Source organism: Moorella mulderi DSM 14980 (genome assembly GCF_001594015.1).
Taxonomy (GTDB): Bacteria; Bacillota; DSM-521; order Neomoorellales; family Neomoorellaceae; genus Neomoorella; species Neomoorella mulderi.
Window position 1 is genome coordinate 328,571 of record NZ_LTBC01000003.1, and the last position, 14,102, is coordinate 342,672.

Genomic DNA, 14,102 nt, shown 5'->3' on the forward strand with positions numbered 1-14,102 from the left:
AGTATTCAATCGCAATTTATTTTGTAATTATAGCCCGTATCGCAAATACATAATAATATTGTTTTAACCTTTACGACATCTGGCTACAGTTGGCAAAAACCCATCGGGGTTGTTGCTGTACCACTTCCAGGCAGTGGCGATAATTTCCTCCAAACTAGTATATCGCGGCCGCCACCCCAACTCTTCGATAGCTTTTTCTGCCGAGGCTACCAGCACCGCCGGGTCGCCGGGCCGCCGGGGACCGACACGGTAGGGCACCTTTTTCCCCGTCACCTTTTCCGCCGCCCGGATTACCTCCAGGACCGAATAGCCCCGGCCGGTGCCAAGGTTATAGGCCGCCGTGGGGCTGCCCTGCTCCAGGGCTTCCAGTTAGTGTACAACTGGTACGGCACTAGCCATAGTATATCCGCCCAAGGCCATCTATTCAAAGGACTCCGCGGTGAACGCCCTGACAAGTTCCATCAGGGTGTTCCTGGAGGCCGATTTATTGGGAACATCTATCACCCATATGATTCCATTGTCCTGGCACGCCCAGTATTTCTCCCGCTCCACGGTGACCAAAATACTGCCTTCGAAAATGTTAAAGATGTTCACATAACCGCAAATGCTTCTGCCCGTGGCCAGTAGTCCGCCAACCATCCAATCTGGATTATCCACGAGGAAAAGCAGCGGCTTTTCACCCCCGAGAATGCGGATAGTCCCCTTCAGGCCTTGCTGCAAAGCTTGCTCTCGGCTAATGGTTTCTGGCCGGAGAATTGCACGAAATTTCACCGCGGTAGGGTCTTCCAAGTACTCTGGCCCCAACTCCATGCAAGCCAGCTCATAGACGATTTTGAGCAGGCCCCGTTGCCAGTCCCACCGGGCTGACCCCCTAATTTTGGACATCAGGCACAAATTGGTAAGGCTTTTACAAAATTACGCTGAAAAGCATCATAATATCCCGATGGAGTTAAATAACCTATCTTCGAGTGGATACGGACATTGTTATAGTAGTCCATAAACTTATGTATCACCTCATAGGCCTCCCTGAAACTATTAAATTCGTACCGTGCCAGGCATTCCTCCTCCAGGATGCTGTGAAAGGACTCGATATGAGCATTCTTATTGGGCGTTTTGTAGGGGATAAGCTCATGCTCTACCCCTAGATCCTTGCAAGTTTGCGCAAAAAGATTACTGGTGAACTGGGGACCATTATCTGTCCTTATAACCGGTTTGGTAGCATTTTTATCCAGCCGGCGTTTCCATAGCGCTGATTTTAAGGTGTAGACGGCATGTCTGGCTTCGCAGGTTAAACCTGCATGATAGTCGATAATAGAACGATCAAAGACGTCAATAATGGAAAGAACATAGAAGAAACGGCCCTCGCCAGCTATATAGCCGTATTTTATATCTGTTTCCCAGAGTTGGTTGGGACCGGTAACTATCCGGTTCCTGGCTAAACGGCGTGGATGTTTAACCTTTATTTGCCGCTGGGGCTTTAATATCCCCATTTCTTTACAAAGGCGGTAAACCTTCTTTTTGTTGATAATCAAACCATACTTGTGTTTTAAGATAATGGTCAGCTTGACATAGCCATAGGCGAAGCCTTCGCCCTCAATTAGCTCCTTTAGCCATGCCTTTATTTGTTCATCACTAACCGGTTCTTGTTGCCTGTTGTAGGAATAACCCTTGATAGGGCGGCCACCACCATATCTCCTTTTTCCATGAGATTTAAGGAAATAGTAATAGGTGGAACGGCTGAGACCAATAATCCGTAAGACGAGGGATACCCTGTAACCCCGGTTAATCCATTTACTTGCTATCTCTACTTTATCTGTAAATGTGGGTTGGTTTTTTTTAGCAGGTCTTTTAAGATCTCTATCTCTAATTCTTTTTCCCCTAATAACTTCTTTAGTTTTTCGTTTTCAGTTATTGTTTCTTTTAGCTCTTTTAGGTGGGAATTAATACCCTGGCTTCCTTTTGGGGTTTTGCTGCTATTTCCTGTAAAGGCCGCTTCCCCATAGCGGCGATAATTCCTCGTCCACCGGTTAACCATGCTGGAAGATAGACCATATCTTCTGGCTACTACTGCACAGTTTCCGGTTTCGAGGCATTCTTGGACGATCTTTAGTTTTTGTTCTACTGGATATTTCTTCCGTTCCATTATGGCTGCCCCCTTCTTTTAATCTAGCAGACTTAAGACTTTTTGTCCAAAGTAGTTAGGGGGCTAAATAGCCACAGATTGAATGTGAAATTCTGTTCCATCGTTGGATGTTCAACATGTACTTCCTTCCGTGAGAGCAACTCCATCTTCAAGCTCTTATTTTTCGCCCTCTGAGCGATTTTCTCTAGTATAATAGGTAGTCTATTTTCGTCGCTTTTGTCCAGGATAATTCGTATACGCTCTCCCGTATCGATTTCCTCACGGATGACCTTCGGCACCGTATAGAGTCTTTTGGGTTTGCCGTTACTATCGAATTCATAACGAACTTCGTGTTGCGGATCACCGGCAATGTATCCCTTTTCTAAGGGATTGGGAATCTTTCCACTCTTTCCCGGCAAACAAAGTAGCATCCGCTTCGCCTCAATCAACCAATTGTTGATTAAGGGAGCGTCCACATATCTGCCAAGTTTGGAATTACACTCCCGGCACACGTTTTTGATAGTAATGTTTCCCCCAAGCGCTTCCGGAAAAATGTGCTCCTCACTGGCAGTTGCATTATCTAGCTCTCTTAGACAAATAATACACCTAAACACGGCCCCCTACACCATCCTCTCCAAAACTACGTTACATAGGGATTACCCTGCAGGAAAAGGAGATAGTGTTGAAATGTTATTCATATGAGTTCCTTCTTCTGGGTTTTCTTGTTTGATCGTACTTAAAGAGTCGCTCCAGAGGATGGTAACTCCTTCTTTTGTAAAATAATTATCCGGTTTCCTGAGACGTTTTGGCTTGCCCTGAGTTTTTCAGGAGGAACCATCGAGTTCATAAGATACTTTGTTATTATAAATTACAGGGACTTTTCTCATATCCCTTCCTTGAGCTTCTTGTTTAAGAATATATTTCATAGGGGCAGTTCGGTAAGCTAAAGTCTTTATTTCTGTATTAGTTAAGTTCCCATATTTGTCTAAAACCTCGAGGACAAATTCAAGGGTCTGTTCGTTAAAATCGATACTAAATCTTGGTGATGGTCCTCGACTCACAATAGGGATACGATGGTGAAAAACTTTAATCTCTTTTTCAGACATAAATGATATTGCCTTTTTTAAGGAAGGCATCCATGGACCTTCTTGCTGACGCAAATAAATTTCGCCTGTTAAGGTTTGACCAAAACGTTGCAATGCCTCAAGGTCTATAAAGTATAACAGTTTTGTTAGTTTAAAGTAGGTAACTTGACCAAGGGTTTGAATAACCATTAATATAAGTTTATGTAATGCTTTAGGGCTTATTATTTCTTGATTATAGTGGCTTACTTCTCTTCGTAGCGAATGTTTAATTAGGCCTTTTACGGGGTGAACTATTTTCGCAAGCCTGATAAAATCAGAACGCTGCTTGGTAAGGGATCTATGTAATAAAGCCCTCGGTCCTGGATGGTACAATGGAACTACTAGTCTTCTTTCCCACTTAAAAGGAATACCAACTTGCTCTTTTAATTTATAAGAATGTGGTGAAATAAAATTAAGGGCATCTAATGCTTTTTGTCCTAATGTAACAATAACGTCTGGTTGAATTAGTTCAATAGTCATTTCAAGATAGGGAATACAATTTATAATTTCTTCGCGGGTTGGAGTGCTGTTATTACCGTTTTCTTCTCTTGGGTTACACAAAACAGCGTTCGTTATAAAAATATCCTCACGACGCCATCCTATATTTCCAAGTAATGTCTCAAAGTTATCCCCTGTTTTGTCCCCATAAAGTGGTATTCCAGTTCGATCCGCTCCAAGACGTCCGGGGGCCTCAGCAACAAACATTACCTTTGAATAAATATTACCATTAAATTTAGAAAAGATTTTTGTGCGATGGCAAAGACGGCTACATAAGGTGCAATGGCGAACTGCTTCACAAAGATCATCTAGTCTAACTTCTTTAGAGAAAGATAGAAAACTCATACCCACTTGCTTGCCCACCTTCCATATAAGCACATTGGATCAGGTTGTTTTAACATGTTACCACTATTAATTACTTTTTGAGCAAGGCATCCAGAAAGGCATTTATTTAACGAAGTGCAACTTCGGCAAGGCTCAGCAAAACCTTTGTTTAAGTAATCTCTAACAGCCTTAAGAAATGGGGAGTTCTCCCAACACTCTTTTAAAGAGTATCTAGTTAACGTTGAAAAATGTAAAGTACCAACTAGCTCTTCTGCTTTAATCTGTTTAAAAGCATCACACGGGTATATACGCAAATCAGGCCCTACTATTAACCTATCCTTTGCCGCCATACATGAAGGCTGGTCATTAATTAAAAGGAAATTAAAGGGTGATCCTGTCCTAATGTCAAATCCCTTTTTTCTAAGATTAACTATCATCTGCTTAAGTTCGATGTTCTGTATACGATTCAAGGCATATTTTCTTAAAATATAACCTCGTCCTTGCGGGACAAACCTAAGGAGGCTTATACGGGAAACACCCATTTGCCTCGCTAGTCTAGCTATTTCAGAAAGATTTTTGTAATTAACCTTTAACGGAACAAAATGGAATTCTGTCTGATACCCTAAATTAACTGCGGCTGAAACTGCTTTCATCGTTGCATTAAAACTTCCATTTATACGAGTAATTCCTTCATGTGTATATGAATTTGCACCAAAAATACTAAACACAACCTTACTAACACCAGATAATTTAAGAGTATAAAGCTTTGTAGAACTATCTTTGATATTACCTGATGTATAAACTATTATCTTGTTTGTATGTTGGGATGCTTTTTGTACTACTTTTTCCAACCCCTCCCAAATTAATGGTTCGCCACCGGAAAACACTATTTTTTTTACTCCCATATCATTTGCTTCTTGTACTATATTGAGGCATGAATTTAAATCCATTTCACGATTACATGATGGGCTAGAGTCGCTTGAACAATGAATACAAGCTAACGGACATTTATGAGTTACCTCGATTTTTATTTCCTTGAGGAGATTAGGTAAAGCCATCATAAACTGTCCACCAATCTTTTAAAATCTCGCTTATGAGAATCAATAAAAGCGTGAGATGATATACATGTTATTCCTGTAGGAATTGCTTCTATTTCTGCTGCTATGAATTTGAGAAGTTCGCATAAACCCCAATAATTTCCATAAGTTCGTTCAAGAAAATCATGGTTTCGATAAACACATAGTAAACTTAATCTTTTTGGTGTTGAAGGTTCTTGTTGTATCGCAATATAATTAAGGCATGGTCCACCTAAAGGTTTAACAGTTTCCCCACCCGGTTTTTGAATTACGATTGTATATGCTGCTTTATGGATTCTACGTGAATTGTTAATAGCATTTATTATATTCTCAAGTTGATTTATAACCCCATTGGTACCTTCATAATATGTCATTCGTCTGAAGTAATTGCCCCAATATTTACTACTACCATATTTGCGTTCATAAAAACCATGGGGTTTATTATAAACATGAAATAAATTACTTGCCGTTCTATACCGCCTGTAGAGTTTGTAAGGAAAAATTGTATAGGCCACTGCTTTGGGATCTAAAAGGTTATGGGTAAAGGCAAATCTTGAAACAGATCTGTGAAAAATAGTATCGAAGCTGTTGGGATTTGTAATATGTACTATCAGATTCCATAACTCCCATTTATTCTGAACGAGTAGCCTGGAACCTTTAAGCCATGCTTCTTGGAAACTTTCCGCATTAACTAACACAGGATTTAACAACGCCCTTACCCCCCTCGTATAATTTGACTTGGAAGTTATCATAGAACCCGAACTAAAAATTAGGTCAAGGGTTCTTGATAACCTGGTGTGCCTTTGCGAAGATCAACATAGGTTGGTCCGACGTCACTCTTAGACACCCCCTGTAGCCCAATTATCTGGTGACTACTCAGTTAAGAGTGAGACCCATGCGGTGCGGCGCATATTTCTTACGCGTGAGCTGAGCCAGCAGGGCCAGCCGGCCTCTGGGTTCAGCAGGCCAGAGGTGCACCCCTGGTTGTCCTGCCACGCTCTCATCGACCTGCGAGGTTGTTACGCGCCGCACCCGCAGGGCGCGCCCTTACTCTGGGCCAGCCCAAGGAGGGATACCATTTGGCCCAGGTCATTTTTGCAGGCATTGATATCAGCTCTCTTAAATGTGACCTGGTATGCCTTGATGAGCAAGGGCATCAGCTTGCACCTGCTAAATCCTTTGCCAATAACCGTGAAGGTGCTTCTGGTTTAGTTGAGGTGCTGGATCATCTCGCCCATAAGTTTAATATCCAGCAACTTCATATAGGGTTGGAGGCTACTTCGGTTTATGGCATCCATCTCCGTGAATTCTTGCTGGATGCCTCGCCGCTTAAGGCATACCCTACTGAGATTTATGAAATCAATCCTGTTATGGTAGCTGGCTTTAAAAAGGCTTTCGGTGCCCGGCGCCCGAAAACAGACGTCATGGATGTATATGTTATCGCTGAACGGGTACGCTTCGGGCACCTTACTCCTTATCGCCGGGAGGCTATGGTCACTGAACCTTTACGCCAGCTGACCCGTTTGCGGCTGCATCTAGTAGAGTTACTGACTGTTGAGCAGAACCGTGCCCTTAATCTGCTTTTCCTCAAGTTCTCTAACTACCACCAGGACAGGCCTTTTAGCCAGACTTTCGGCAGGGCTTCCCTGGCGGTCTTGCAGGAATTTACTCCAGATGAACTGGTGGAAATGCCCCTGGAAGACCTTGTGGATTTTATCCAATCCCACGGTAATAACAGGCTGGCTGAACCTGGCGAGATGGCTAAGACCTTAAAACAGTTACCGCCTTAATCCTAAAATGCTCGAAGCTTGTGAGGTGGCTCTTTCCCTTACTCTACAGAATATTGACCACCTCAAAAAGCAGCTCAAGCAACTGGATAAGGTCATTAACCGCGAGTTAGAAGCCATACCCCAGACTCTAACTAGTGTCAAGGGCCTCGGCCCTGTCTCTGCTGCCGGTATAATCGCCGAAATTGGCGATATCAAACGCTTCAAAGATCAGGCAGCTCTAGCTCAATACGCGGGCCTTACCTGGACCCGTTACCAGTCGGGCGATTTTGATGCCGAAGAACGCTGCTTAACTAAAAGCGGGAACCGCTACCTGCGTTATTACCAGGTCCAGGCCGCCAACTCGTTGCGGGTGCACAACGAGGAATATAAGGCTTACTACCAGACCAAATATTGCGAAGTTAGCAAGCATCAGCATAAACGAGCGCTGGTACTTACTGCCCGTAAACTAGAAAGACTGGTTTTTGCACTGCTGAGCAAAGGCCAAATCTATAAGGGGACAGTGATGAATTAATCGTGTAATTCAATACAGCAAATCTTATTTCCCAGCTATTTCCATATAGCTGGCCTAGATTTATATTGCCTTTTTCCAGCCTTAAGTTATCAACTCCCATTTTTGGGTCCTTGACATGTTACCGTGAGTCTTTTTTTCTAAACTGTGTGCTTTTTGTCTGTTTTTGTCTGTTATAAGGTTATGAGCCAGTAGCATGATAATGCCTAAAATCATTTATACCGCTATACCTAGTCAATATTTCTGAAATATAGCTTCCGCAATGTCTAATAATCAAAGGATATTTTTTCCCTTTAAACATAACTCGTTTATCCTTAAGTGTTTTAAAATCCATGGTTCGTGGCGGACGACGTCCATACAAAAGTATGGGTAAAAATGTGGATATTGACACTCTGCAAAAAAACTGAGACATAGTTTGAATAGTAGACTGAATTTGTTCTAGTGGTCGGGTGCCCTTTGAACGCCCGCTTTTCATTTCAATTAGGATAAGAATTATTTTATGGGAGTGTTGATCATCATATAAAATAATATAATCACAAAGCTTTGTACTGCAACCTTGATCATTCCCCCAATTATCCACGTCAATTATCAAACGATCAGTATGAAGATCTAAGTGAAATATACAACCATTCTTTTGGCATCGAGTGGCTAAACAGCGCATATTATGTTCCTCTAAAAAGTGCCGGACTTGGCTGACGCTATTCACTAATCATCCCCCCTATCTTCCAGCAAGATTGTTTCTTCATAGAGGGATTCGGCAATTCTGGTGAATTCTGACTCTGGAATTCCCTCTTGCAAATTTACAGTCAATTCTTTTACTACACTTCCACCTTTTTGTTCCCCAACATCGAATAAATAAGCCCCGACTTCCTCACTTTTGAGGTAATCTTGCGGAGAGTACCCAAAAGCAGTCCTCTGTTTCTCGTCTAAGGAACTCAATCTAATAAAATTGCTAAGTTGGCTAATAAGATAGTCGCTATGAGTAGTAATCAGTACGTTAGTCCCTTTTCTTACGAGTTTTACAAGAGCCCTTGCCACTTTTCTTTGGCATGCCGGATGCAAATGTGCTTCTGGTTCTTCGAGGATTAGCAAAGATCCTGGCCTGACAATATACTTCAGAAAAAGAATTACTGGCGCTAGTTCTGACACCATTGATGAGGTTCTATGTAAAGTTAATCGAAACCTGGAACTATCTCGATGCTGATAGTAAATCTCCGGGTACTCCGTTTTTTTGGAAATCGTTATCCTCCCACTTACTACCTCTTCCTCCAGAAATGTAGCCACATCAAAAAGCTCTGATTTCCGCTCGATATCTAGCCTTAAAAGCTCTGTAATAAAATCTGTTACGACCCCTGAAAGCTTAGGTATTTCGATTGTTTGTACACCCGCCAAAGGTGCCCGGCTAACAACGAAGGAAGTTAAAGCCTTATGACTTTGGAGAATTCCGGAACGAGCAGCTGGTAAGTACTTAGATTCTATAAGAATAGGCTGGAAAAATTGATTCAACACATTAAATATAGCCATTGTTAAAGCATCAGGATAGCTATATATGAATGGTCCAACTTTTTCGCTAGATTCGGGTCGGAGAAGCGGTAAAAAGACATCTTCTAACTTAAGTTCTTGCTTTTCCACATTAAGTTGATCACCTAAACTGAATAAAACAATGCTCCATCTGGAACTGTCTTCTATAGTAATGTTAAAACTTTCATGTTTATTCATGACCAATTTAGATACTTCAATTCCGTAGCATCGTCTAATCTCATGGAACAATTTTTCTTTAGTGCTTAGCATAAATTGTTGCAGAACTGAATGTATAAGTTTCCGTAGTTCCTCAGGCAGTAGGCTAAAATTGATCTTTTTTTGCCTATACTGGTTTTCTGCATTTATTAATTCTACGTATAACTGCACCAAGGACTGCCATTTTTCTTTAGCAGCTTTATTACCCTGAGACAGTTCAGGGTGATTAAATAAATCTAGCCAAAAATAGGCCGGAATAGGTCTACTCTTTCTTCCCCCAAAAAAGATATGTGGCTTGGATAAAAGTGCATAAATGAATTCCGCCAAATAGGATTTTCCTGAGCCGTTTGGTCCTACAAAAATTGTTAATGGTCTAAGACGCACATTCCCCTCATAGATTGGGCCAAATCGTTTAACCTCTATACGAAGCATAATCGTTTAAGCCCCCTAAAGTTTAATTACTTTAGTATAGATGTTAGTGAGTTAATTTTAATTTTCATGCCTCACTCCCCTTCTTTAAGGAAACTTTTTCTTGACCGTTTATTTGATGCTTAATATCCTAAAGGCTTCTTGCTATGCCACTTCCAGGCGATGGCGATGATGTTCTCCAGGGCCGTGTACCGGGACCAATCTTATTATTCTACCATGGTTTTCTCAGCGCAGCCACCAATACCGCCTGGTCACCAAGACGCCAGGGGCTAATCCGGTACGGCACTTTCTTCCCCATAACCTTTTCCGCCGCTTTTATTACCTCCAGAACCGAATAACCCCGGCCGCTGCCCAGGTTATAGGCCGCCGTGGGGCTGCCCTGCTCCAGGGCTTCCAGGGCCACCACGTGGCTGCCGCCAGGTCCTTGACGTGGATGTAGTCGCGGATGCAGAGGCCATCAGGGGTGGGATAGTCCGTGCCGTAGACGCTCAATCAAATAGGGCCGCCTGCCAGCCGTCCTTATTCAGAGGTTAATGAGGTACGCCTACCGGCTTCATCCCCCAACTCTACATATAAAGCCGTAGCATCATCGTGGGGGCTAAAGCGGGGGTACTGCAGGCATTCCAGGTCGTCCTGTTCTAGCTGCCGGAGCCGGCCGGCTAATTCAGAGAGGGAGCTTTTTTTCAGGTCCTGAAACAAATAGCTCCAGGTAGGATAAACATGAAAAGTGTCAACCAGCCTGGAGAAACCGTCTGTTGCTAAAATAAACTCACTGCTGTTTCCCAATTTAATCGTTCCTGTCAGGGCATTCTTAATCGCTTCGGGGCTGCCATTGAAAATCCAGTACCCGCCAGGTGTGTTCATCAAGGACCGGTGCCGGCGCAAAATCGGGAGTATGGCCTGCCTGGCGGCGGCAGAAGTCAATCCTTCCGCCTGGAAACGCAATTTTTCTTTTATCGCCTTTGCATCAAGTTTTCTTATGGCATCATCGCTGATGACCCTTAATTCTTCACCGGATTTAAAAGCCAGGGTCACATCGCCGAGCAAGAAATATTCAAGAAAATCCTTGTTTACCCTTACCAGTGCTATACTGCAACTAGGAAATTCCCAGGGCTGCCGATTTTCATTGCCAGCCAACTCCCGCCTTACCGTCAAGGCAGCCATTCTCATTATTTCTGGCAAAGCGGCGTTTCGTTCCTTAATCCCGCTCCTTATAATGCCATCCACCTTATTTATCAACCAGCAAACTTCTGCGGCAGCATCTCCGGTATACGGTGTAACTAAAGCTGTGGCGCCATCCATTACCCAGAAAGCTTGAGCGTCATAACCGTACAGGTCTTCATTTATGTCGCTCCCGGCTAAAGAAATCGCTTCTAAACGTATTACTTTCATTATTTAACCAGAACTCCTTTGAAGGCCAGAGAAACAAAAAACAAAATGAGGGCCAGGGCCAGTACTATTATAGTCCTAGACAGATATGCTCTGCCGTGTAATACTATACTTAACCCACTATAAATGTACAATAAACTGCCGGTAAAAATTAATAGCAAAATCACTCCTTGCTCAAAGGTCAACCTGGAAACAAATTGAATACTGCCCACTGTAAAGGAAATAATGGCTGCAAACAAGCCTAAAAACTCCAAATTCTGCACCCGGAATTGTTTAAGCTGCTCCTCTGTTTCCTGCCTTGCTTTATTAATTTTTCCTTCCGCTTCAGCCAGCTTCTTATCAACCTGCCGGGAAAACTCCATTTGCCTTATTTTCCCTAAAATATCTTGATACCCGCTGTAGCGAATGGGGTAATCATGGGCTGTGGAGTCTTCCATATCTATCGCCTGCTCTACTGCTTCCCGGGCTTCCTTGAACATCCCTTTAAGAGCCAACAATCTCCCCCTGGTACTATAAAATTTAGGATAGGTTGCCTCCAGCATAATGGCTTTATTAATGGCTTCCTCGGCCCTGTTTAAATTGGCTTCCGATTTTTCGATTTCCCCTTCATCCATCAAATTAATTAAGGCTTCGGCCAGGCTGTGCTGGACGCCTGGATTTCCGGGCATCAGTTGAGCAGCCTGCTGAGCATAGTCTAACGCTGTTTTTAGGTCTTTGATACTGCCAGTACTTCTATAATAAAGGGATAAAACGTGGGGAAACATGGGATGATGACTGAAGCGGTGCCTATATTTCTCTATAATATCATGGACTTTTGTTATGTCCCTCCTATGACGGTAATAGATATTCAGGGCAAAGAAGCAGGCGAAGGCTATCAGGTCTGCTTTTTCCTCTCCCGTCACTGGAGGCTTTTCGAGGACTTCCGTTAGCAGGCCATTAATATCAGGTATTTTCTGGGCCATTTTAGTGAGATATAGTTCAAAGTTCCTGTCTGTTTCTGGAGGCAGGGCTGCCAGGAACTCAAGCAAACGTTCCCTGCTTTTCTCTGTAATCAGTTTAGAGAGCATGTCCTCGTATAACTTCTTTGCCAAAGCTAACCACCTCCCCCACCTGCACGAGTTCCTGCCCCTTTTCTACCCGGAAGCCCGGCAGGACCAGGCGCAGCAGTTCTTCCACCCCGGCCATGTCGGCGCGCCAGCCGGGCTGGGAGACCAGCCACAGGAAATGCTCCAGCCTGGCGGCATCGAATTCCTCGGGCCGGGCAATGAAAATCCGCTCATGGGAAGTGGCGTTGACCCCCTCCCCGGCCGTCAGGATCTCTTCATGGAGCTTCTCTCCGGGCCGGACGCCGGTAAAGACGATTTCAATATCTTTGCCGGGTTCGTAACCGGACAGGATAATCATGCTCCGCGCCAGGTCTACTATTTTCACCGGCTCACCCATGTCGAGGACAAAGATCTCCCCGCCCCGGACCAGGGCGCCGGCCTGGATGACCAGCTGCACCGCTTCGGGGATGGTCATAAAGAAACGGGTCATCTCCGGGTGGGTTACCGTCACCGGGCCGCCGGCGGCAATCTGGCGCTGGAAAAGGGGCACGACGCTTCCCCGGCTGCCCAGGACGTTACCAAAACGCACGGCCGCGAAACGGGTTTTGCTCCGCCGGGCCATTTCCTGGACCACCATCTCCGCCACCCGCTTGGACGCCCCCATGATACTGGTGGGATTGACGGCTTTATCCGTGGAAATCAGCACGAAAACCTTGCTGCGATGCTTATCGGCCGACCGGGCAACTACCCGCGTGCCCAGGACGTTATTCTTAATAGCCTCGGCGGGGTTCATTTCCATCAGCGGCACGTGCTTGTGGGCGGCAGCATGGAAAACCACCGCCGGCTTATATTGCCGGAAAAGCTGGTCAACGGCAGCCTCGTCCTTCACATCTACAACAGCCTGGACGAGCTTGATATCCGGGAAATTGCGGCTTAACTCCTGGTGGATTTCATAAATGCTGTTCTCACCGTGGCCCAGCAAAATCAAGAGCCCGGGGCCGAAGCCGGCCACCTGGCGGCAGAGCTCCGACCCGATGGAACCGCCGGCGCCGGTCACCAGGACCACTTCCCCCGCCAGGTAACCGGCCATAGATTCCAGGTCCACCCGGACCGGCTCCCGGCCCAGGATGTCTTCAATCCTTACCTCGCGGATAGGATCGACCTTCACGGTGCCGTCCAGCAGGTCATAGATGCCCGGCAGGATGCGCAAAGCAGCGCCGGTACCGTGGCAGATCTCCACGATTTCCCTGATAACCCTGCCCCGCACGGAAGGCATGGCGATGACGATTTCTTCAATACCAAGCTCATCCACCAGGCGGGGTATATCATCCCTGGTGCCCAGGACCGGCAGGCCGAACAGGGTGCGGCCCTGCTTATTAGGATCGTCATCGACAAAGCCGACGGGGTGGGCCTCACTGCCGTAACCGTTGCTGCGGCTGCGGTATTCACGGGCCACCATAGCCCCGGCATCCCCGGCGCCGACGATCAGTACGGCCCGTCCACCATTGCGCGCCACAGGGAAGCGGTACTCGCGGAAAAGGCGCCAGGAAAGGCGGGAAAGGCCCACCAGTGAGACAATCAAGAGCGTCCACAGTACAAAAATGCTGCGCGGCAGGGGAAAGGTACCAGCGACCATGCGGAAATAGGCCAGGGAAACGGTGGCCATGGAGCCTGCCAGGGTAGCCGTGACGATAGCCAGCAGCTCGTTAATGCTGGCATACTGCCAGAGACGATTGTATAGCCGGAAAAAGTAAAAAGAAGCTATGTATATACAGGTGGCAAAGGGCGCTATTCTTAAAGCATCGTTTATGTAGGCAGGTTTAATAACGCCATCAAAACGCAGCCAAAGGGCCAGAAATAAAGCCAGGTTTATTAGCAAAGCATCTACTATCAGGAGAGAAAAAATTCGCACCCTTCGCCACTCTATTCTATTCATTATGCTCACCCCAAACCTTAACCTTCTATGACAGCTTTCTTCCTTCCTGGTCCCAATCAGTCTATTCTGTTTGCCAAAATGATCCGCCCCAATATTTCATGGAAATTGATTTTCTATCCTGCC

The 14,102-nt window shown here is 45.1% G+C and carries 14 protein-coding genes and 1 pseudogene; 1 reads left to right on the top strand and 14 read right to left on the bottom strand.

Annotated elements, in window-relative coordinates; genetic code table 11:
* Positions 1-63: 63 nt before the first annotated feature.
* The 8 genes from MOMUL_RS16180 to MOMUL_RS16190 form a co-directional block, all read right to left on the bottom strand.
* Positions 64-273: a hypothetical protein gene (locus tag MOMUL_RS16180; RefSeq protein WP_153018281.1), complete on the bottom strand. Its 210-nt coding sequence runs from the start codon at positions 271-273 to the stop codon at positions 64-66.
* Between the two features lie 147 nt (positions 274-420).
* Positions 421-789 carry a hypothetical protein gene (locus MOMUL_RS06880; protein WP_153018282.1) on the bottom strand — a complete coding sequence of 123 codons (369 nt, stop codon included), beginning with the start codon at positions 787-789 and terminating at the stop codon, positions 421-423.
* 95 nt (positions 790-884) lie between these two features.
* Positions 885-1,883: an IS3 family transposase gene (locus tag MOMUL_RS16185; protein WP_153018283.1), complete on the bottom strand. Its 999-nt coding sequence runs from the start codon at positions 1,881-1,883 to the stop codon at positions 885-887.
* Complete coding sequence (locus MOMUL_RS06890) at positions 1,805-2,143, bottom strand: helix-turn-helix domain-containing protein (protein ID WP_062283263.1); 339 nt, start codon at positions 2,141-2,143, stop codon at positions 1,805-1,807. Before MOMUL_RS06890 ends, MOMUL_RS16185 begins: the two co-directional genes overlap by 79 nt.
* A 32-nt stretch (positions 2,144-2,175) precedes the next feature.
* Positions 2,176-2,736, bottom strand: coding sequence for an HNH endonuclease (locus tag MOMUL_RS06895; RefSeq protein WP_062283265.1), 561 nt, complete (start codon positions 2,734-2,736; stop codon positions 2,176-2,178).
* Between the two features lie 210 nt (positions 2,737-2,946).
* On the bottom strand, positions 2,947-4,089 hold the full coding sequence (locus MOMUL_RS06900) for a uracil-DNA glycosylase family protein (protein ID WP_236713029.1): 1,143 nt from the start codon (positions 4,087-4,089) through the stop codon (positions 2,947-2,949).
* Positions 4,086-5,129, bottom strand: a complete 1,044-nt coding sequence (locus MOMUL_RS15720) for a radical SAM/SPASM domain-containing protein (protein WP_084785522.1) — start codon at positions 5,127-5,129, stop codon at positions 4,086-4,088. The genes MOMUL_RS06900 and MOMUL_RS15720 overlap by 4 nt, the downstream gene beginning before the upstream one ends.
* On the bottom strand, positions 5,126-5,854 hold the full coding sequence (locus MOMUL_RS16190) for a thymidylate synthase family protein (protein WP_153018284.1): 729 nt from the start codon (positions 5,852-5,854) through the stop codon (positions 5,126-5,128). Before MOMUL_RS16190 ends, MOMUL_RS15720 begins: the two co-directional genes overlap by 4 nt.
* Before the next feature lie 369 nt (positions 5,855-6,223).
* Here MOMUL_RS16190 and MOMUL_RS06905 point away from each other — a divergent pair.
* Positions 6,224-7,445, top strand: a pseudogene (locus tag MOMUL_RS06905) (IS110 family RNA-guided transposase).
* Between the two features lie 178 nt (positions 7,446-7,623).
* Here the strand turns inward: MOMUL_RS06905 and MOMUL_RS16195 are convergent.
* The 6 genes from MOMUL_RS16195 to MOMUL_RS06930 all read right to left on the bottom strand — a co-directional run bounded on the left by MOMUL_RS16195 (position 7,624) and on the right by MOMUL_RS06930 (position 13,979).
* Positions 7,624-8,148 (bottom strand): hypothetical protein, encoded by a 525-nt coding sequence (locus MOMUL_RS16195; protein WP_153018285.1) that lies wholly within the window; start codon positions 8,146-8,148, stop codon positions 7,624-7,626.
* Entirely contained in the window at positions 8,148-9,611 is a 1,464-nt protein-coding gene (locus MOMUL_RS06910) for an AAA family ATPase (RefSeq protein WP_062283270.1), read from the bottom strand. The genes MOMUL_RS16195 and MOMUL_RS06910 overlap by 1 nt, the downstream gene beginning before the upstream one ends.
* A gap of 208 nt (positions 9,612-9,819) precedes the next feature.
* Positions 9,820-10,014, bottom strand: coding sequence for a hypothetical protein (locus MOMUL_RS06915; protein WP_062283272.1), 195 nt, complete (start codon positions 10,012-10,014; stop codon positions 9,820-9,822).
* 113 nt (positions 10,015-10,127) lie between these two features.
* Complete coding sequence (locus tag MOMUL_RS06920; protein ID WP_062283275.1) at positions 10,128-11,000, bottom strand: protein phosphatase 2C domain-containing protein; 873 nt, start codon at positions 10,998-11,000, stop codon at positions 10,128-10,130.
* Positions 11,000-12,088, bottom strand: a complete 1,089-nt coding sequence (locus tag MOMUL_RS06925; RefSeq protein WP_153018286.1) for a tetratricopeptide repeat protein — start codon at positions 12,086-12,088, stop codon at positions 11,000-11,002. The genes MOMUL_RS06920 and MOMUL_RS06925 overlap by 1 nt, the downstream gene beginning before the upstream one ends.
* Positions 12,054-13,979 (bottom strand): polysaccharide biosynthesis protein, encoded by a 1,926-nt coding sequence (locus MOMUL_RS06930; RefSeq protein ID WP_153018287.1) that lies wholly within the window; start codon positions 13,977-13,979, stop codon positions 12,054-12,056. Before MOMUL_RS06930 ends, MOMUL_RS06925 begins: the two co-directional genes overlap by 35 nt.
* Positions 13,980-14,102: the final 123 nt, after the last annotated feature.